The sequence below is a fragment of the Variovorax sp. 10N420 genome (assembly GCF_056394705.1).
This window is the reverse complement of record NZ_JBFTIJ010000002.1, coordinates 190,893-208,721: the sequence shown is the minus strand read 5'-3', so window position 1 is coordinate 208,721 and position 17,829 is coordinate 190,893. Positions and strand designations below refer to the sequence as shown.

General features: G+C 62.1%; 16 protein-coding genes and 1 pseudogene. 8 read left to right on the top strand and 9 right to left on the bottom strand.

Annotation, left to right across the window (positions count from 1 at the left end):
• Positions 1–60 precede the first annotated feature (60 nt).
• Positions 61–885, top strand: coding sequence for an SDR family NAD(P)-dependent oxidoreductase (locus tag AC1DEK_RS05455; RefSeq protein ID WP_478124202.1), 825 nt, complete (start codon positions 61–63; stop codon positions 883–885).
• An 82-nt stretch (positions 886–967) separates the two neighbouring features.
• Here AC1DEK_RS05455 and AC1DEK_RS05450 read toward each other — a convergent pair whose 3' ends face one another.
• Positions 968–1,924, bottom strand: a complete 957-nt coding sequence (locus AC1DEK_RS05450; protein WP_478124201.1) for a LysR family transcriptional regulator — start codon at positions 1,922–1,924, stop codon at positions 968–970.
• A gap of 130 nt (positions 1,925–2,054) precedes the next feature.
• On the opposite strand from AC1DEK_RS05450, the gene AC1DEK_RS05445 reads away from it, so the two are divergent.
• The 3 genes from AC1DEK_RS05445 to AC1DEK_RS05435 are packed head-to-tail and all read left to right on the top strand — an operon-like array spanning position 2,055 to position 4,744.
• The gene (locus tag AC1DEK_RS05445) at positions 2,055–2,987 is read left to right on the top strand and encodes a dihydrodipicolinate synthase family protein (RefSeq protein WP_478124200.1); all 933 of its coding nucleotides are present in this window, start codon (positions 2,055–2,057) and stop codon (positions 2,985–2,987) included.
• A 21-nt stretch (positions 2,988–3,008) separates the two neighbouring features.
• Entirely contained in the window at positions 3,009–4,001 is a 993-nt protein-coding gene (locus AC1DEK_RS05440) for a Bug family tripartite tricarboxylate transporter substrate binding protein (RefSeq protein WP_478124199.1), read from the top strand.
• Positions 4,002–4,042: 41 nt separating this feature from the next.
• The gene (locus AC1DEK_RS05435; protein ID WP_478124198.1) at positions 4,043–4,744 is read left to right on the top strand and encodes an SDR family NAD(P)-dependent oxidoreductase; all 702 of its coding nucleotides are present in this window, start codon (positions 4,043–4,045) and stop codon (positions 4,742–4,744) included.
• A gap of 617 nt (positions 4,745–5,361) precedes the next feature.
• Here AC1DEK_RS05435 and panC read toward each other — a convergent pair.
• Genes panC through nadB form a run of 4 tightly spaced genes read right to left on the bottom strand, consistent with a single transcriptional unit; the run spans position 5,362 to position 9,205 of the window.
• Positions 5,362–6,198 (bottom strand): pantoate--beta-alanine ligase, encoded by an 837-nt coding sequence (gene panC, locus AC1DEK_RS05430; RefSeq protein WP_478124197.1) that lies wholly within the window; start codon positions 6,196–6,198, stop codon positions 5,362–5,364.
• A gap of 11 nt (positions 6,199–6,209) precedes the next feature.
• Positions 6,210–7,103: a 3-methyl-2-oxobutanoate hydroxymethyltransferase gene (gene panB / locus AC1DEK_RS05425; RefSeq protein ID WP_478124196.1), complete on the bottom strand. Its 894-nt coding sequence runs from the start codon at positions 7,101–7,103 to the stop codon at positions 6,210–6,212.
• 37 nt (positions 7,104–7,140) lie between these two features.
• On the bottom strand, positions 7,141–7,542 hold the full coding sequence (gene panD / locus AC1DEK_RS05420; protein WP_478124195.1) for an aspartate 1-decarboxylase: 402 nt from the start codon (positions 7,540–7,542) through the stop codon (positions 7,141–7,143).
• A gap of 43 nt (positions 7,543–7,585) precedes the next feature.
• Positions 7,586–9,205: an L-aspartate oxidase gene (nadB, locus tag AC1DEK_RS05415; protein WP_478124194.1), complete on the bottom strand. Its 1,620-nt coding sequence runs from the start codon at positions 9,203–9,205 to the stop codon at positions 7,586–7,588.
• Between the two features lie 115 nt (positions 9,206–9,320).
• Here nadB and nadC point away from each other — a divergent pair, with 115 nt between their 5' ends.
• Together nadC and nadA are read left to right on the top strand one after the other, a co-directional pair.
• The gene (gene nadC / locus AC1DEK_RS05410; protein ID WP_478124193.1) at positions 9,321–10,196 is read left to right on the top strand and encodes a carboxylating nicotinate-nucleotide diphosphorylase; all 876 of its coding nucleotides are present in this window, start codon (positions 9,321–9,323) and stop codon (positions 10,194–10,196) included.
• A gap of 2 nt (positions 10,197–10,198) precedes the next feature.
• On the top strand, positions 10,199–11,347 hold the full coding sequence (gene nadA / locus AC1DEK_RS05405) for a quinolinate synthase NadA (protein WP_478124192.1): 1,149 nt from the start codon (positions 10,199–10,201) through the stop codon (positions 11,345–11,347).
• A gap of 259 nt (positions 11,348–11,606) precedes the next feature.
• Here the strand turns inward: nadA and AC1DEK_RS05400 are convergent.
• The 4 genes and pseudogenes from AC1DEK_RS05400 to AC1DEK_RS05385 form a co-directional block, all read right to left on the bottom strand.
• Positions 11,607–11,992: pseudogene (locus AC1DEK_RS05400) on the bottom strand (CoA transferase); the annotation flags it as partial.
• A gap of 35 nt (positions 11,993–12,027) precedes the next feature.
• Entirely contained in the window at positions 12,028–13,605 is a 1,578-nt protein-coding gene (locus tag AC1DEK_RS05395; protein ID WP_478124191.1) for an AMP-binding protein, read from the bottom strand.
• The gene (locus AC1DEK_RS05390) at positions 13,602–14,576 is read right to left on the bottom strand and encodes a Bug family tripartite tricarboxylate transporter substrate binding protein (RefSeq protein ID WP_478124190.1); all 975 of its coding nucleotides are present in this window, start codon (positions 14,574–14,576) and stop codon (positions 13,602–13,604) included. The genes AC1DEK_RS05395 and AC1DEK_RS05390 overlap by 4 nt, the downstream gene beginning before the upstream one ends.
• A 127-nt stretch (positions 14,577–14,703) precedes the next feature.
• On the bottom strand, positions 14,704–15,615 hold the full coding sequence (locus tag AC1DEK_RS05385) for a LysR substrate-binding domain-containing protein (protein ID WP_478124189.1): 912 nt from the start codon (positions 15,613–15,615) through the stop codon (positions 14,704–14,706).
• A gap of 183 nt (positions 15,616–15,798) precedes the next feature.
• Here AC1DEK_RS05385 and AC1DEK_RS05380 point away from each other — a divergent pair, with 183 nt between their 5' ends.
• On the top strand, positions 15,799–16,815 hold the full coding sequence (locus AC1DEK_RS05380) for a polysaccharide deacetylase family protein (RefSeq protein WP_478124188.1): 1,017 nt from the start codon (positions 15,799–15,801) through the stop codon (positions 16,813–16,815).
• Between the two features lie 15 nt (positions 16,816–16,830).
• The gene (locus tag AC1DEK_RS05375) at positions 16,831–17,766 is read left to right on the top strand and encodes an enoyl-CoA hydratase (protein WP_478124187.1); all 936 of its coding nucleotides are present in this window, start codon (positions 16,831–16,833) and stop codon (positions 17,764–17,766) included.
• Positions 17,767–17,829: the final 63 nt, after the last annotated feature.

Sequence of the window (17,829 nt, the reverse complement as noted above, 5' to 3'; positions counted from 1 at the left end):
CAACCGCAAAGTCCCGGAGAACCGAGCCAGGATCATTTTTTGCAGGATAAGGAGAGCGATTTGAATACAACCTCAGCCGTCCACGCCGGCAAGCGGGCGTTGGTGACCGGCGCATCCAGCGGCATCGGCGCTGCCATTGCGCGTGAGCTCGCGGCGCTCGGCGTTGACCTGGTGCTGACCGCGCGCCGCCGCGATGCGCTCGAGGTGGTTGCCGCGAGTTGCAAGGGCGTTAAGGTCGAGACCGTCACCGCGGACCTCGGCAAGCCCGACGCCGCGCGCGCACTGTGGGCTGCAGCCACTGCCAGCGGCCCAATTGACATCCTGATCAACAACGCCGGATTCGGCTACTTCCGCCGATTTGACGAGGTCGATTGGGCGCGCGACGCTGAACTCGTCCAGCTCAACATGACCTCGCTCGTCGCGCTCGCGCGATGCTTCGTCGATGCGCGCAAGGCAAGCACCGGGCCTGCGCACATGGTGAACATCGCGTCGACTGGCGCGTACCAGTCTGTGCCGAACATGGCGCTTTATGCAGCGTCGAAGGCGTTCGTCCGCAACTTCAGCGAGAGTCTCCATGACGAGCATCGCGGCACGCCGCTGTCGGTGACCTGCATCTGCCCTGGCGGCACCGAAACGGCCTTCCATGCCGCGTCCGGCGGGGGTGACTACTCGTGGATCGCGAACGCGTCGACGAAAAGCGCGGAGTTCGTGGCGCACGCCGCAATCCGCGCGATGCTGCGTGGCAAGCGCACGGTTGTGCCCGGCTTGTTCAACAAGCTGTCGTGCTTCGGCGTGCGCTTCCTGACGCGGCGGTTCGCGTCGCGCGTGGCGACGCAAGTGCTCGGCAAGCCACGGTTGGCGCTGCCGGCACGAAGAGTGACTTGAGAGAGGTGGTCAACGTCTGCGTCATGGCATCCCCCGCTGCTCATGCGGCGGCGGACTGATCGACCAAGGGAGCCACGAGGTCTCAGGGCCCCTTGATCTGTTGCCACAAGGCATCTGCCATCGGAGTCTGTGCCGCCGTGGCGTGGAACAAGTGAATTTCCACGGGCATCCGCCATTCATCGTGGTCACCGTCGTTGTCCCGCTCTACGACCTGGTCAGCCGCAACCAGGCGGCCGTCGGTGAGTTCAGCATTGACCAGGCTCTGCGGCAACCACGCCAAGCCGCGGCCGGCCAGTGCCAGATTCTTGAGCAGCCCGGTATGGTGCGAAGTGACGACAGGCTTGAAGCGCATCGGGTCGTACACCTTGCACATCCGCACCCGCATGATCTGGCCCAGCCAGGACTCTTCGCTGTATGCAAGCATCGGCACGGGCGTGTCGTCGGCGCTGCGGACGGGATGCTGCGCCGCGCCTGTGGGGGCAGGGGCAGACACAGGGATCAGCCGATCCATACCGACGCAGGCAAACTCAAAATCTGGGGCCAGCAGCCGCGTTGGTACTGCGGGATGTCCGTAACAGAGCAGAAACTGCACGCGACGGTGCAGCAAAAGTTCTTCGCAGGCCCTGAAGCTGTCGGAAACCATGTGGATCGGCCCGAGCTGCGTTGAAAGCTGCTGCTCGATCCGCTGCAGCCAGCCGGGGAAGAAGGCCAAGGACAAGACATGCGTTGCCGCAAAACGCAGGCTCTGTTCAGCTTGGTCGTGAGCCTCGTTGGCCTGGGTGCGTGCCTGTGACAGCCGCAGCACCACGTCACGGGCCGTCGACAGGATGACCTCGCCTGCCGGCGTCACGGATGCGGGGTGTTGAGTGCGGTCGATGAGTGCCACGCCCGTCCACTCCTCGAGTGAGCGGATGTGCCGACTGAATGCGGGCTGGGCGATGTTGCGCGCTTGCGCCGCACGTGAGAAGTTGCCGATTTCGGAGAGCGTCAGGAAGTCCTCGAGCCATTCGAGGTCGAGCGGCCGATTAACAGGGCCCATTGTTCAATGTTCCACCATGCTCGGATGTCTCAAGGAAGTTCCGAATAGTTCTATGCGATTCGGGTATTGGACCCCTGTCAGCCCAGCCCGGATGATCCGGCACATTCCAAACCACTCACGAGATACGAACATGCCGGCCATCGCAAATTATCGCGGGATTATTCCCGCCATTGCCTGCCCCTTTACCGCCGACGGTGCCATTGACGAGCCTTCGCTGCGCCATCTGGCGTCCTGGCTCGGCGGCCACAAGGGTGTGGTCGCAATCATGACCAACGGGCACACGGGAGAAGTCTTCTCTCTCACGCCTGTGGAGCGCGCCGAGGTCACCCGCATCGTCGCTGACGAACTCAAGGGCAGGCTGCCAGTCATCTCCTCGATCGTCTGCGAAGGGCTGTCCGACGCTGCCGATCATGCCCGGATGGCCAAGGAGGCAGGTGCCGCTGCCCTCGACGTCATGCCGCCGCACCACTGGCTGCGCTTCGGCTTCCATGCCGACCATGCGTTGGCCTATTTCGAGAACATCTGGCAGGCCTCGAAGCTTGACTTGGTGTGCCACGTCTACCCGGCTTACAGCAAGGCTTCGTACTCCTCGGCGCTTCTCGCCGATCTGGCGCGGCTGCCCTATATACAGGCCTTCAAGGTGGGCCAGCGCGAGATGAGCAAATACGCACGCGACTTGAAGGCCATCCGTGATGCGGATGCCAGCAAAGCCATCCTGACCTGTCACGACGAGTACCTTCTCGCCTCGATGGTGCAAGGAGTCGACGGTGCGCTGGTGGGCTTTGCCAGCTTCATCCCGCAACTGATCATCGACCTCTTTGCCTCGGTGAATAAGGGTGACCTGAACGAGGCAAGGCGCATCCAGGCCATCATCACGCCTCTCAAGGAGGCTGTATACGGTGCGGGCGAGCCCACCGGCGAAGCTCATGCTCGCATGAAGACGGCCATGAAGTGCGCAGGCGTCATTCCCAACGACTTCGTGCGCGCGCCCACGCATCGGCCTTCCGCGCAAGAAGAGGCCGAAATCCAACGCGCCGTGAGTTCGGCCGGTCTGGTCCGCTAAGCGCGGGCGCGAGGAGACAACATGCAAAACAAACCCACCCGCCGCCTGTTCATCCGGGTCGGCCTCTCGCTGGCTGCATTGGTCGGCACGCTATTGGCGCCGATGTCCACGGCTTGGGCCGACGCTTACCCGGCAAGGCCCGTGAAGATCATCATTCCGTTCCCGCCCGGCGGCACGCTCGATACCGTCGGCCGGCAGTTGGCGCAGAAGCTGAGTGAGCAGACCGGACAGAACTTCATCGTCGAGAATCGGCCGGGAGGTAACGGCGTCATTGGCGGGGATATGGTGTCGCGCGCATCAGCTGACGGCTATACGCTGCTGTTCAACGCGTCGACCTTTGTCACGGCGCCGATGACGATGAAATCGGTACCTTATAGCGTCGCCAGGGACTTCACACCCATCGCCTTGGTTGCCAAGGCACCCCTGTCCGTGGCGGTCAACAAGAACCTGCCGATCACCGACATCAAGTCGTTGATCAGTTATGCCAAGGCTCACCCGGGGAAAATGACCTTCGCCGTTGGTTCCATCGGCTCGGCGGGGCACCTGTCGACCGAACTGCTCAAGCGCGCTGGCAACCTCGACTATCTGATCGTGCCTTACAAGGGGACGGCACCGGCGTTTTCGGATTTGATTGGCGGACAGATCGACGGCTTCATCGACCCCATCTTGGGCTCACTGCAGTATCACAAGGGTGGGATGTTGCGAGTGATCGCGGTCACCTCGGCCAGCCGTGCACCTAGCCTACCGGAGGTTCCAACCGTGGGCGAAACCATCCCCGGCTATGAGTTCTACAGCTGGTACGGCCTCTGGGGTCCGGCCAAGCTACCGGCGGAGATTGCCGCCAAGTTAAATGCGGAGGTCAACAAGGCGCTCGCTACCGATATGAAAGGCAAGCTCCTGGAACAGGGGCTGCTTCTTACGCCGGGAAGCTCGGCGGACTTTGCAAGATTCCAGCAGGAAGACATGGTGCGCTCGCAAAAGATCATTTCCGAGGGAAACATACGTGTGGAATAGCCGAACAGCCCCCAAACCCTGGTTTCCAAGGAGTGCTCTCCATGAGTGATCTTGCTTCCCAGCATGTCGTGGTGAGCGGCAGCAGCAGTGGGATCGGCCAGGCCGTCGCCGCTTGGCTGCTCGCCGCCGGTTCACGTGTGACCGGATTGGACGTGGCCGCGCCGTCACTGGACCACCCGAGCTTTCATCATGTGCAGGTCGACCTGGGTGACGGCTTGGACATCGACCGCGTGGTGCCGCAGTTGCTGGACGCCCAAGCGTTCGTGCATGCAGCCGGTGTGTTGCGTGTCGGCCCGCTTGGTGCGCTCGACCATGCGGCCGGTGAACTGATGTGGAGCCTCCACGTCGATGCCGCCACTCGGCTCGCCGATGTGATGGTGCCGGCGATGGCGGCGCGTGGCCGTGGCCGAGTGGTGTTCATTGGCAGCCGAGTCGCCCAGGGGATGGCGGGGCGCAGTCAATACGCAGCCACGAAGGCCGCGCTGCTTGCCCTGGCCCGCAGTTGGGCAGCTGAGTTTGCGGCGCAGGGCGTCACTGTGAACGTCGTTTCGCCCGCCGCCACTCAGACCGCCATGCTGCAGGACCCGGCGCGGGCGGGCAGCGCGCCGCGCCTGCCACCGATTGGCCGCCTGATTCAGCCGGACGAAATCGCGGCACTGGTGGCCTACCTGCTTTCGAAACAGGCTGCTGCCATCACCGGGCAAGACATAGCCGTTTGCGGCGGTGCTTCGCTGCCGAAATAGGTCGCTCGCATCCCGAACCTCAAAGCGAAGGCAGAACCTCCTTTTGAAAGCGCCAGAGTGGCTGCCTTGCCGCGCTGGAAAGGACCTCGAGTTACGAGAACACACGGATCGCGCCGACGTGAAATCGTCACCTGAGTTGAGGCGATGAAATCTTCAATAGGCCGGCATTCGAACGGCCCCATCGATTCGAATCCGCAAGCGAGCACTGCAATGCAGATCACTGAAGAGACGTCACGAAATCTATGACACCGAGCCGGTACCTAATGTTCTGCCGTCAACAATTCAGGAACGTCAGTGCAAGGGAATGCCCGAACGATTTCTGAAGGCCGTCCGTCATGGATCATCAAAAGTTGAACGACGCGCTCCAGGCGTTTCTCGACGGATCGTTCGTTCTGGACCCGTTACCTGACGCCTGACCAGATCGATTGCGTCCGCCACGACGTCACGGCACGAGAGTTTCGCGCGCGATCTGGCCCGCAACGGCATTCGCAACATAACCATTTGAGGTGGCACAAGCTCGTAAATCAATTGCGTCGGATGGCGCGCTCGGTTAGCGCGATGTGGCGGTGCACCGAGACGTTCAATGAGGAATCATGGGCAGGCATGCGGCGAATACTTCAGTTTGTCGTCCTGATTTCGAGGTTGTCAATCAGGCGCGTGCTTCCCAGGCGTGCAGCGCCAAGCACGACCAGGGGATCGCCAAAGGTAGGTGCCTGCAGATCGCATTGCCGGCGCAGCGCGAGGTAGTCGGGCTGCCAGCCGCGCGCGCGGAGCGCCTGCGTCGCGCGTCCCTCGATCGCAACCCAGTCGCGCTCACCCATGCGAATGGCCTCCGCCATGGACCGCAACACATGCGCCAGGTGCACGGCCTCGGCGCGCTCTGCCTTGCTCAGATAACCATTGCGTGACGACAGCGCCAGGCCGTCGTCCGCGCGCTGCGTCTCGCCGCCGACGATCTCGATCGGCAACGCGAATTGCTGGACCATGTGTCGGATGACCATCAGCTGTTGATAGTCCTTCTTGCCGAACACGGCGACGGCTGGCTGCACGCACGCGAAGAGCTTCATGACCACTGTGCAGACGCCGACGAAGAAGCCCGGCCGAAACTGCCCTTCGAGGATATCTGCCAAGGCACCGTCGGGATGCACCTTGCACGTCTGCGGCCCGGGGTAGAGCGCGCGTTCGTCTGGCGCAAAGAGCACATCGCAGCCCGCCGAGCGGAGCTTCTCGCAGTCGCTGTCCCAGGTGCGCGGATAGGTGTCGAAATCTTCGTGCGGCAGGAACTGCAGTCGATTGACGAAGATGCTTGCCACCGTCACGTCGCCAAGCGGCTTCGCTTGCCGCACCAGCGCGAGGTGGCCTTCGTGCAGGTTGCCCATGGTGGGCACGAAAGCCGGTCGTCTGAAGCGACTCAGATGGTCTCGCAGTTCAGGAATTGTTCGGGCGATGTACATGCTTGATGCGCCTACCAGGCGTGGAGTTGATCGTCGGGAAAGCTGCCATCCTTGACCGCGCGCACGTACGCCTGCATGGCTTGCAAGATGCCCGGTGCGTCGGCCATGAAGTTGCACACGAACTTCGGCAGCTTGCCGAGTCCGACGCCTAGCATGTCGTGCAGTACCAGTACCTGGCCCGCGGTGCCGCGGCCAGCACCAATGCCGATGGTGGCGCAATGGCGCAGCTCTTTCGTGAGCTCGGTGGCCAGCGCGGCCGGCACCATCTCGAGCACCAGCATCGAGGCGCCCGCATCCTGCAGTGCGTGTGCCTGCTGCTTGAGCAGTTTGGCGGCTTCGATGCCCTTGCCCTGAACACGGTAGCCGCCCAGCGCGTGCACGGTTTGCGGCGTCAGCCCGAGGTGGGCGCACACCGGAACGCCGCGCTCGACGAGAAAGCGTACCGTGTCCGTGGTCCAGCCGCCGCCTTCGAGCTTGACCATGTGCGCACCGGCCTGCATCAGCTCGCAGGCACTGCGCAGCGCCTGTTCGCGCGATGCGTGGTAGCTGCCAAAGGGGAGATCGGCGATAAGCCAGGCAGTGCCCTGCGCACGGCGCAGTCCACGCGCGACGCTTTCGGTGTGATAGCGCATCGTGTCGAGCGAGACGCCCACTGTGCTGGGCAAGCCCTGGCAGACCATGCCCAGCGAATCGCCGACCAGCAGGCACTCGACGCCCGCAGCATCCGCCACCGCCGCAAAGGTGGCGTCATATGCGGTCAACATGGCGATCTTCTCGCCGCGTGCATGCATGTCGGCCAGGCGCGGCAGGCTCAGCGGCTTGCGTGCGGATGGCGTAGTTGGCGCAGAGCCCGGGGGCAGGGCGCCGTAGGGTGTGGCCGCATCGGCCGCAGTAAGCAGTGACATGGCAGATCTTGCGTGCTGGCTGCTAGCGACGATCGGATCAGGCTACGGCGGCTTCGCTCGAAGCGGCCTGCACGGGAACGTGCGCACGCTCTTCCTTGACGCGGTTGGCGTCGTCAACGAATACCAGCTTCGGTCGATACGCCGGCACGTGGTCTTCAGGCACCAAGCCGAAGGCCGCGATGATGAGCAAGTCGCCCACCGCGGCTCGACGCGCAGCAGAGCCGTTGACGGAAATGATGCCCGTGCCGCGCTCGCCGCGAATCGCGTAGGTCACGAAGCGCTCGCCGTTGTTGATGTTCCAGACATGGACCTGCTCGTTTTCGGCGAGGCCGGCGGCATCGAGCAGGTCTTCGTCGATGGCGCACGATCCTTCGTAGTGCAGTTCGCAATCGGTGACCGCGACGCGATGGATCTTGGACTTCAGCAGGGTTCGGAACATGCGTGAAAACTCTTTCTCTCGGTAAAAGGATGGATGGACGGTGTCAGCCCGCGGCCGGCACCATGATGGTCGGCGCTGCGGGGGCGGCGAGCGCCGGGTAGTCGCGGCTGAAATGAAGGCCTCGGCTTTCGCGGCGTGCCTGCGCCGAGCGCACGATCAGATCCGCCACCTGCACGAGGTTGCGCAGTTCGAGCAAGTCACGTGTGACGTGGAAGTGCGCATAGAACTCCTGGATCTCGCCTGTGAGAAGGGCGATGCGGTTCGCCGCGCGTTCGAGACGCTTGTTCGTGCGCACGATCCCCACGTAGTCCCACATGAAGCGGCGCAGTTCGTCCCAGTTGTGCGAGATGACCACCGCTTCATCGGCATCGGTGACGCGGCTGTCGTCCCATGCGGGCAACTCGATGCGCTCGCGCGCAGGAGCCTGCGCGAGGGCCGTCGCTGCCGCGCGCGCGAACACCATGCATTCGACGAGCGAATTGCTCGCGAGCCGGTTCGCCCCGTGCAAGCCGGTGCAGGCGGTCTCGCCGATCGCGTAGAGGCCGGGCACGTCGGTGCGGCCGCTGAGATCGGTCAGCACGCCGCCACAGGTGTAGTGCGCCGCCGGCACCACGGGAATCGGCTCGCGCGTGATGTCGATGCCGAGCTCGGCGCAGCGCGCGAGGATGTTCGGAAAGTGTTCTTTCAGGAATGCCGGGCTCTGATGCGAGATGTCCAGATGCACACAGTCCAGGCCCTGCTTCTTCATCTCGAAGTCGATCGCGCGCGCGACGATGTCGCGCGGGGCGAGTTCGGCACGTGCGTCATGCGCCGGCATGAAGCGTGTGCCGTCGGGCAGCAAGAGCCGTCCTCCTTCGCCGCGCACTGCTTCGCTAATCAGGAAGGATTTCGCGTCAGGGTGGTACAGGCAGGTCGGATGGAACTGGATGAACTCCATGTTCGCCACGCGACAGCCCGCGCGCCACGCGGCGGCAATGCCGTCGCCTGTGGCCGTGTCGGGATTGGTCGTGTAGAGATAGACCTTGCCCGCGCCGCCTGTGGCCAGGATCGTGTGCGTTGCGCGGAAGGTCACGACCTCTCCAGTCGCAGTGTCCAGCGCATGAAGTCCCTGGCAGCCGGCGTCGGGCAGGCCGAGCTTGCGCCCGACGATCAGGTCGACCAGCGTGTGCTCCTCGAACAGCGTGATGCCCGGTGTGCGCCGCACCGCCTCGATCAGCGTGCGCTGCACGGCTGCGCCGGTGGCGTCGGCCGCATGCACGATGCGGCGCTGGCTGTGGCCGCCTTCTCGCGTCAGGTGCAGTTCGCCGCGCTCCAGCGAGAACGGTACGCCAAGTTCGCGAAGCCACGCAATGGCCGCCGGGGCATGCTCGACCACGAAGCGCGTGGCTGCCAGATCGCACAGCCCTGCGCCGGCCACGAGCGTGTCTTCGACATGCGAGTCCGTGGTGTCGCCCTCGGCCAGCACGGCAGCGATGCCGCCCTGGGCCCAATGGCTTGCACCGTCGTGCAACGCGCGCTTGGTGATGACGGCCACACGGTGCGTGGGCGCCAGGTGCAGTGCGGCACTCAGACCCGCGAGCCCGCTGCCGACAATGAGCACATCGAATTCATGAAAAATCACAGGTCGTCGCCCTTGAACCAAATGACAAACGGGGCGAACCATAACCGACTCTTGCGATACGCTAGCGTGCATTTTTGAGCAGACAGTGGTCGTGTACATCGCTGCTACGATCGCGCCCATTTGCTCAATGGGCGTGGTCTCGCAACCGATGATGAAGATGGAAAGTACCCTCGATTTTTCTTCCGCCGAATGGCTTGCCGTGGCACGCGCTGATGCGCAGCGGGCCCTGCATGAAGACGTAGGCAATGGCGATCTCACGGCCTCGCTGATTCACTCCGATCGCCGCGCCCACGCCCGGGTGCTCGCGCGTGAAGCTGCCGTGTTGTGCGGCGCGCCCTGGGTGGAGGCGGTCGTGCGCGAGCTGGACCCATCCGCGCGGATTGTGTGGCATGTGGCCGAAGGCACGCGTTGTGCCCCTGAGCAGACCGTGCTCGAAATCTCTGGCAGTGCGAGGGCGATGCTGACCGCCGAGCGCACCGCACTGAACTTTCTGCAACTGCTCAGTGCTGTGGCGACCAAGACAGCCACCTACGTCGATGCAGTGCGCGGCACACGCGCGCAGATCGTCGACACGCGCAAGACGCTGCCGGGCCTTCGCCTCGCGCAGAAATACGCCGTTCGCGTCGGCGGCGGCACGAACCATCGCATCGGCCTCCATGACGCCATCCTCATCAAGGAAAACCACATTGCGGCGGCGGGCGGCATCCGTGCCGCATTGCATGCGGCCCGGGAAGTGGCGTCGCGTGCCAGCTTCGTCCAGATCGAAGTCGAGACACTCGATCAACTCGATGAGGCCTTGGCCGACGGCGCGCGCATGGTGCTCCTGGACAACATGGACCTGGCAACGCTGCGCGAAGCCGTGCGCCGCAACGATGCCGCTGGCGATGCCCGCGCCGTGCTCGAAATCTCGGGCGGTGTGACGCTCGAGAGCGTCCGAGCGCTAGCCGAAACCGGCGTGGACCGCATCTCGGTGGGCGCTCTCACGAAAGACGTGAAGGCCGTGGACTTCTCGATGCGGTTTCAGGAAGCCTGAACATGTCATCTGCTCTCATCAGCGTCGACTACGAGCAACCGGCTTTGCCTCGCCGGCAGAGCGATGCCGTCGTTGAGAACGACGGCCCTGCCTGCGATACGCGCCGAGCCTGGGCGCGTGTGCCGCCTGAACCGTCGCGCAGCGAGCGTGCCGCACTGAAGGACCGTATTCGGCACCTCCTCGTCGAGCGCAACGCTGTGATGGTGTCTCACTACTACGTTCATCCCGATCTGCAGGACCTCGCGGAGGAGACCGGCGGCCTGGTCAGTGATTCGCTCGAGATGGCGCGCTTCGGCCGCGAGCATTCGGCGCAGACACTCGTTGTCTCCGGCGTGCGCTTCATGGGCGAGACAGCCAAGATCCTTTCGCCAGAAAAGCGCGTGCTGATGCCTGACCTGGACGCCACGTGTTCGCTCGACCTCGGGTGCCCTGAGGATGCGTTCAGCGCGTTCTGCGACGAGCATCCGGACCGCACGGTGGTCGTCTACGCCAACACCAGTGCCGCGGTGAAGGCGAGGGCGGACTGGCTCGTGACCTCGAGCTGCGCGCTCGATGTCGTGCGCGCGCTGACGGCGCAGGGCCAGAAGATCCTCTGGGCGCCCGATCGCCATCTGGGCGACTACATCCGCCGCGAAACCGGCGCCGATATGGTGAGCTGGCAGGGCGCCTGCATCGTGCATGACGAGTTCAAGGCGCTGGAGCTCGAACTTCTGATGAAGGACCATCCCGGCGCGAAGGTGCTCGTGCATCCAGAGGCGCCGGCCGATGTGATCGCGCTGGCCGACGCGGTGGGATCGACCTCGGCCATTCTGAGCGCCGCACAGCGCATGGACGCGACCGAGTTCATCGTCGCGACCGACAACGGTATGCTCCACAAACTGCGCACACTCAATCCAGACAAGACCTTCATCGAAGCGCCCACTGCCGGTAATTCGGCTACCTGCAAGAGCTGCGCGCACTGTCCCTGGATGGCAATGAACGGCCTTGCGGACGTGGCGCGCGTGCTGGAAACAGGGGCTGGCGAAATACACGTTGACCGAGCGCTCGGGCTACGGGCTCGAGTGCCGATTGATCGGATGCTGGCCTTCACGGCCGCACTCAGGAGTGGGCAGCTCACGGGTGCGCTCGCTGCGGGATTGGGTGCGGCTTGAGGCGGTGGGACCCGGGCGCGAGTGGAACGGTCGGTCGGTAGCACAGAAGTGGCACGCGCCATGTGCGATGGATACACCGTCTTGTTGCCAACTGGGACCCCTTCCTCAACATCGCGGGATTCGTCAAGAAGATCCCTTGTGACCCGCTGAAGGATTTCGCTACGGTGTCGCTCGTGGTCCGATATGGAGTAGCCATGATGGTGCGGACCGACACGCCATCCGCTGGGGTCATCCGGAGGTGCTTGCACAGATCGAGAACCGCGCGCGACGGCGGCGGCGCGCCTTCGAACGCGTAGTGGAGCGGGTAGCTCATCCACTCGACCATGCTCTCTAGCATGGAGACGTCGACGCGGATGCCCTGTCCCGTGCGGCCGCGTTGCAGCAATGCGGCCAGCTCCGAAATGGAGGCGTACATGCCCGCCGCGTTGTCTGTGACGGAGCAGCCAGCCTTTGCGGGCTCGTCGGGCGTGCCTGTCACGCTGAGAGAGCCGGCTTCGCTGTGGATCAGGAGGTCGTAGGCTTTGCGGTCGCGGTAGGGGCCGTCGTCACCGTATCCGGAGATATCGCAGACGATGAGGCCCGGATGCTTCGGATGCAGGACGTTGTAGGAGAGAGACCGAGCCACGCGGCGGCGCCTGGCGCGAGTTCTGCACTCTGCGGCAGGTTCGCACGAGGCGGCGTCAGATGGCTCGAGCCACTCCCTGCCAGTAGGAGGCGCGCAATGCCTTCTTGTCGACCTTTCCGAAAGGCGTTGTTGGCAGAGCTTCGGCGAAGTCGAGTTGCTTTGGCGCGATCAACGGGCCTTTGCATTCCCGAACATATGCAATCAACTCATCAGCAGTCACTTTTGCCCCGCCACGTAACACCACGATTGCCGCCACGGCTTCGCCCCAGACTTCATGTGGCACGCCAATCACCGCGGCTGATGCGACCGAGGCGTGCGCCGTAAGAACATCCTCCACTTCGCGAGGGTAAACGTTGGACCCACCTGAAACGATCATGTCCTTCTTGCGGTCGACAATCGACAAGCGGCCGCTGGTGTTGGCAAAGCCGATGTCTCCGGTGTGCAGCCACTCCCCCGAAAGCGCCTCCTCCGTCGCGTCCGGTTGTTCCAGATAACCCTTCATCACGGACGGGCTGCGCACACAAATCTCGCCGACCTGCCCTGTGGGAAGTGGCTGATTGTCATCGTCAAGAATCGCGATTTCGGCAGTGGCCATTGGATAGCCGCACGCTTCGAGTGATGAGGGATCGCCAAGGTCGTGATCGGCGCGGCGCAGGATGGCGATGGGAGTGCATTCCGTTTGGGCGTAGAGCTGTGAAAAGACAGGACCAATGCGTTGTATGGCTTGTTTCAGCCTGACCGGTGATATCACTGAACCAGCGTAAACCACGAGCTTGAGACTGCCAAGATCAAAATCTTCCAGCGGTGCATCCAGAAGTTTGTAGATCATCGTTGGCACCATCAATGTCGCGCTGATGCGCTCGCGCTGCACAGTCTCCAGGACCTGTCTCACGTCGAATTTCTTCATCAGATGAACCGTGCCGCCGCGCATCAAGGTTGGCGCAATCAGCTGTCCGCTGACGTGGCTGATCAAGGCGGTCGCCAGGTATTGCACCCCGTCGGGCAGTTCAAGTTCGCCGTTCATGGCGATCGCCATCAATCCCACCTGACCTGCCTCGCGCACGATCGCTTTCTGGCGTCCGGTCGTTCCGCCGGTGAAATTTAGAGTTCCGATATCCGTGGACATGGCCCGCTCGATCGGCTCGATGCGTTCGCATTCCTCGATCAGCGCAAGAAGGTCCATGCCCTTTGCACCAGTCGGGCCGACGCAGAATAACCGCACGTCGGGGAGCGCCGCGGCAAGCTCATTCGCCCGCTCCTCAAAAGCATCACTGTCGACGATCAAAGCGACTGCGCCGACATCCCGGACTTGGGAAATCTGCGACTCAAGCGAACTGAGCGGATGCAGCCAGCTTGTCGCAGCGCCCAGCCCCTGGACCGCAACGGAAGCAGACCAAGTCTCGTACCGATTTTCCGTCAACAGCGCAACGCGGGAACCGCGTCGAATTCCGTGCGCGTCTAGGACGGCCTGAACTTTCCCCATGAATTTGATGACCTGATCGTAGCTAACCGCGACGCCACCCTGGCTGAACGCAATCCGACCCGGGTATCTGCGCAAAGCACGCAGCACCAGCGAAAAAAATGTGGGAGGTTGATGCAGTTTCATCGTGATGCCAATCGTGTGATTGCTCAATCCAGCTTGATCTTGGTGTGCGAGATCAGCTCAGCCCAGAGTGCTTGCTCGCGCACAAGGTACTGCGCGAACGAGTCTCGGGTGCCTCCCACCGGCTCGAGACCCAGGGCGTCCAGACTCTTCTTGCGAAACGTTGCATCGGCAAGGATCTTGTTGACTGCAAGATTCATTCGGTCTAGCACAATCGGCGGCGTGCCGGCCGGTGCACTTATACCGATCCAGTTCTCGCCGGAAAATCCGAGCTTCTGTTCGCTGATGGTAGGTACGCCTGGAAAGTACTCTGATCGGCTTTCGCCCATGAGGGCAATCGCGCGCAACTTTCCTGAGTCGATGTACTGCGCCACGGCGACGTGCGCCAGCATGGCTGCGTCTACATCGCCCGCCAACAGTCCTTGCATCAGCGGTGCCGAGCCGTTGTAAGGGACATGAGTTAGATTGGCACCGAACACCCGGTTGTATTCGGTGAGAAACACATGCGATGTGCTGCCGACACCGAAGGTGCCCCAGTTGATCTTGCCAGGGTTCGAACGATCCAGGGCGGCCAATTCGGCGAGGCTGCGCGCCTTGACGCTCGTCGGGACCACGATCGCAGCGACCATGTTCGCCATGCGGACGACTGGAACTAGCTCAGTCTTCGGATTGTAGGAAAGCTTCGAGTAGAGCTGCGGGTTGAGTGACATGATGTCACCATTGACGATGCAAAAGGTATAGCCGTCAGCCACGGACTTCGCGCACCGTGTAGTTCCGATGATTCCGTTTGCGCCCGCCCTGTTATCCACCACTACAGGCTGTCCGAGTTCCTTGCTCAACGCCTCCGCCACTGGCCGCACGAAATTGTCCAGGACGCCCCCCGGCGGGTATGGAACAACCAGCTGCACCGGCCGCGCCGGCCAAGACTGGGCGCATACGCCTTGGCATACCAATGCAATGAGGCTCGCAAGTGCCAACGCCGCACGTCGTCTGAAAGTCATTTTTGTCTCCTATCGCTGAATTTTTGAGGCGCATCGCCTGGGGAACCCGCATGATCGCGACGACACCTGGCGCTGGCAATTCGCCATTCGAAAAGAGCAGTTTCGAGCCGCTTAACTTGGGGGGCTCTCAGCCCGCGGAGGGCTGGCTTTCTCCATCCGCACGCAGCATCTCGACGAATATGCGGGCGAACGGTGGCAGTTCGTCCATATTCCTCACGCAAATGAACTGGGGCCGAATTGACCACTCATCTTCCAGTCGGACGATGCGAATGTTCATTGACCTGGCATGGCGCTCCGCTGGCAATTGCGTCAGCACGCCGACGCCGATTCGCGCCTGCACCATCCGGCACAGCGCTTCGAAGTTGCCAACCTGAGCTCTGAGACTGATACGGCGCCCCAATACTTCTGCCTGCTCCTGAAGAAAGACGTGCAACGTGCTGGACTGGGACAAGCCGACGTGATCAAAGTCAAGCGTGTCAGCGAAGGAGATGGAAGATCTTTCCGCCAGCGGATGATCCGCGGACACCGCCAATACCATGTGGTCGTGGCGATAGGGGATCACCTCCAGCCCGGACGTTCCGACATCTCCCAGAATCACGCCAACGTCGATCACGCCCTCGGATACGGCTCTCACAATGTCGCTTGACAACCTCTCTCGCAGATCGACACTGGTTCCCGGATTGCTGGATAAATACCGTTGGATCACCGACGGCAAGAACTCACTGGTCGCGGTGGTGCTAGCCATGATCCGCAACCGGCCACTCACCCCTTCGGTGAAGTCCACCAATTCGCCGCGCAGTTGTTCGATCTGATCAAGGATGAGCCGAGCGTGCTTGATCATGGACTGCCCCGGAACGGTGAGCGTCATGCCCTTGCTGGTCCGGTTGATCAGTCGCGCTCCCACTGATTGCTCAAGCTGCTTGATGCGATTGCTTGCCGCAGGAAGCGAAATATGAATCTGTTCCGCCGCGCGCGTTAGGCTGTTTGTATTGGCAATGCACACCATCAGCCGAAGATCCGTGATGTCGAACTGGATCACGCGCCTGAAGTGTTCCGGCGCCCTAACGTTGCCGTTCACCATGACCGCCCAGAACGGTCTACGCGACTGCGTTTCGCTTCATCGACTTTCCCATGCTGAAAGTCAAGTTTCGCATTACTGAATAGACGACGACCATCATTGCTGCAATGCTCAGTAATCGCCAAATGATCGGCACGCTGCAACATGCAATCCACCACTGAGTTCAATGCGTCCCCCTTGCCCGTTTCACCATTGGGTCGGCTGAAAATTGCCATCACCGTCGACGACATGCTATTGCTGCGCGGGGTGCCGATGGCACCCGCGCACAGTGTGCCATCAAACGTGCAGGCGATTATTTCCGCATTGAAGTCGCACGGCGTTTCTGGTGTCTATCAGTTTTCCAACACAGCGCCTGTGGAGGACGATCCGGGACTGCTCAAGGTCTTCGACAAATGGGTTGAAAGCGGCCATCACGTCGCAAACCATACACACCACCACCCCCCTATCAACTGGGTCGATGCAGACGTCTACGCGCGCGACATCGAGAAGGCAGAGAAATATCTCGGTCGCTACATCAATCACGCCCCACGGCGCTGTTTCAGGTTCTGTATGGATCTATGGGGTGACACGGCCTGCAAGTGCCAGGCGATTCTGGGCCGGCTCGAGCAGATGGCCTACACACCCATACCCGTCAGCATCGGATTTCACGATATAAGCTGGAACGCGGCGTACTGTCGGGTGCTCGGGCGTGGATCGGCCGAAGAGGCCGCGCATCTTCGTCAGGCCTACGCGGACAGCGCACTGCACGAACTGCGGGTACACGCCGCGAACGCTCGTGCCGTCTTTGGTCGCGACCCAGTCCATATCTGGCTGATCCACGGTACCTCCATCGCAGCGGACTGCCTCGACAGCATCCTTGCCCGCTTTCGCCATGCAGCGGTGGACTTCGTTTCGCTTGATGAAGCCATGAGCGATCCAATGAACGCAAAAGTTCCGCCTCGAGTGAGTCCCGAGTTCATCTTTCAAGTCGAGAAATGGGCACTCGCACTCGGCGTACCCGTCAACGACCGGCACCCGCTCATCCTTGAGGAAATTGAGAAATTGCACCCCTTGCCGGGCGAAATGCAGGTCGATGTCACTCTGCGAATGCGGGAGTACATCGCAGCCGCGACGGGGGCCAAGGTACAGCCCATCCCACTTTCACCTGATCAAAGACATTAAGAGGAGCCATTGGCCATGCAGTCACCGTCCTTCGATCCCCATCAATACGCCGGCGTGCGCTATGCACACTTGACGCCGGACATCGTCAACATTGCGATGTCCCGTCCAGCGGTGAGAAACGCGCAAGATATGGAAATGACCTATGCGCTCAATTCGGCCTTTGACCGTGCAGCGCAGGACGACGAGGTGAAGGTCATCATCCTTTCTGGAGATGGAGATCATTTCTCCGCTGGGCATGACATGGGTGGCGATGGAATCCGGACATGGCGTGACTTTCGCACTGTCGGCACATGGGCCGCATTCGATGGTGCTGGCGTGGAGGGACTCTACGGGCGAGAGAAGGAAATCTATCTGGAGATGTGCGAACGCTGGCGCAATCTGGCCAAACCGACCATCGCCGCGGTGCAAGGCTCTTGCGTGGCGGGCGGGCTGATGCTCGCGTGGTGCTGTGACATGATCATTGCCGCTGAGAACGCTCGGTTTCGTGATCCAACGTTGGAATTTGGTGTTGCGGGAGTCGAGTTCTTCATGCATCCATGGGAACTAGGCACGCGCAAGGCGAAAGAATGGCTGATGACCGCGGACTGGCTGAGCGCGCAAGACGCGCAACAATGCGGCATGGTCAATCAAGTGGTTCCGACGGACGCATTGATGGAGCGCTCGCTCGATTTGGCCAAGAAGGTCGCCACTAAGGGAAGCTTCGTCCTCAAAGCAGTCAAGGAATCCGTGAATCACGCCCAGGACGCAGGCGGCCGTCGCGGCGCCATGATGCATGCATTCGGCCTGCACCAACTCTCGCACCATCACAACAAGCAGCAATGGGGTATGTTGGTGGATCCGAACGGAATTCATCCGGCTCTTCGCGAGAAGATCCGGGTGCGATTCAACTTGGCGGTGTTTCCTGGCACAGACCGCCAATTGGGTTCCAACCACCCGGCTGTCGAGTCTTGACCTCCAAAGTCCTACAGATCGACCGAACCACGAGGGTGTACGGTAGCATCACCGCGTCCGCGT

Bases quoted from the DNA above. Each gene is read 5' to 3' on its own strand.
- nadB (WP_478124194.1), bottom strand. From the start codon at position 9,205: ATGGTTCGCCCCGTTTGTCATTTGGTTCAAGGGCGACGACCTGTGATT.
- nadC (WP_478124193.1), top strand. From the start codon at position 9,321: ATGGAAAGTACCCTCGATTTTTCTTCCGCCGAATGGCTTGCCGTGGCA.
- panC (WP_478124197.1), bottom strand. From the start codon at position 6,198: ATGTACATCGCCCGAACAATTCCTGAACTGCGAGACCATCTGAGTCGC.
- AC1DEK_RS05375 (WP_478124187.1), top strand. From the start codon at position 16,831: ATGCAGTCACCGTCCTTCGATCCCCATCAATACGCCGGCGTGCGCTAT.
- AC1DEK_RS05380 (WP_478124188.1), top strand. From the start codon at position 15,799: ATGCAATCCACCACTGAGTTCAATGCGTCCCCCTTGCCCGTTTCACCA.
- nadA (WP_478124192.1), top strand. From the start codon at position 10,199: ATGTCATCTGCTCTCATCAGCGTCGACTACGAGCAACCGGCTTTGCCT.
- panB (WP_478124196.1), bottom strand. From the start codon at position 7,103: ATGTCACTGCTTACTGCGGCCGATGCGGCCACACCCTACGGCGCCCTG.
- AC1DEK_RS05450 (WP_478124201.1), bottom strand. From the start codon at position 1,924: ATGGGCCCTGTTAATCGGCCGCTCGACCTCGAATGGCTCGAGGACTTC.
- AC1DEK_RS05440 (WP_478124199.1), top strand. From the start codon at position 3,009: ATGCAAAACAAACCCACCCGCCGCCTGTTCATCCGGGTCGGCCTCTCG.
- AC1DEK_RS05445 (WP_478124200.1), top strand. From the start codon at position 2,055: ATGCCGGCCATCGCAAATTATCGCGGGATTATTCCCGCCATTGCCTGC.
- AC1DEK_RS05390 (WP_478124190.1), bottom strand. From the start codon at position 14,576: ATGACTTTCAGACGACGTGCGGCGTTGGCACTTGCGAGCCTCATTGCA.
- panD (WP_478124195.1), bottom strand. From the start codon at position 7,542: ATGTTCCGAACCCTGCTGAAGTCCAAGATCCATCGCGTCGCGGTCACC.
- AC1DEK_RS05435 (WP_478124198.1), top strand. From the start codon at position 4,043: ATGAGTGATCTTGCTTCCCAGCATGTCGTGGTGAGCGGCAGCAGCAGT.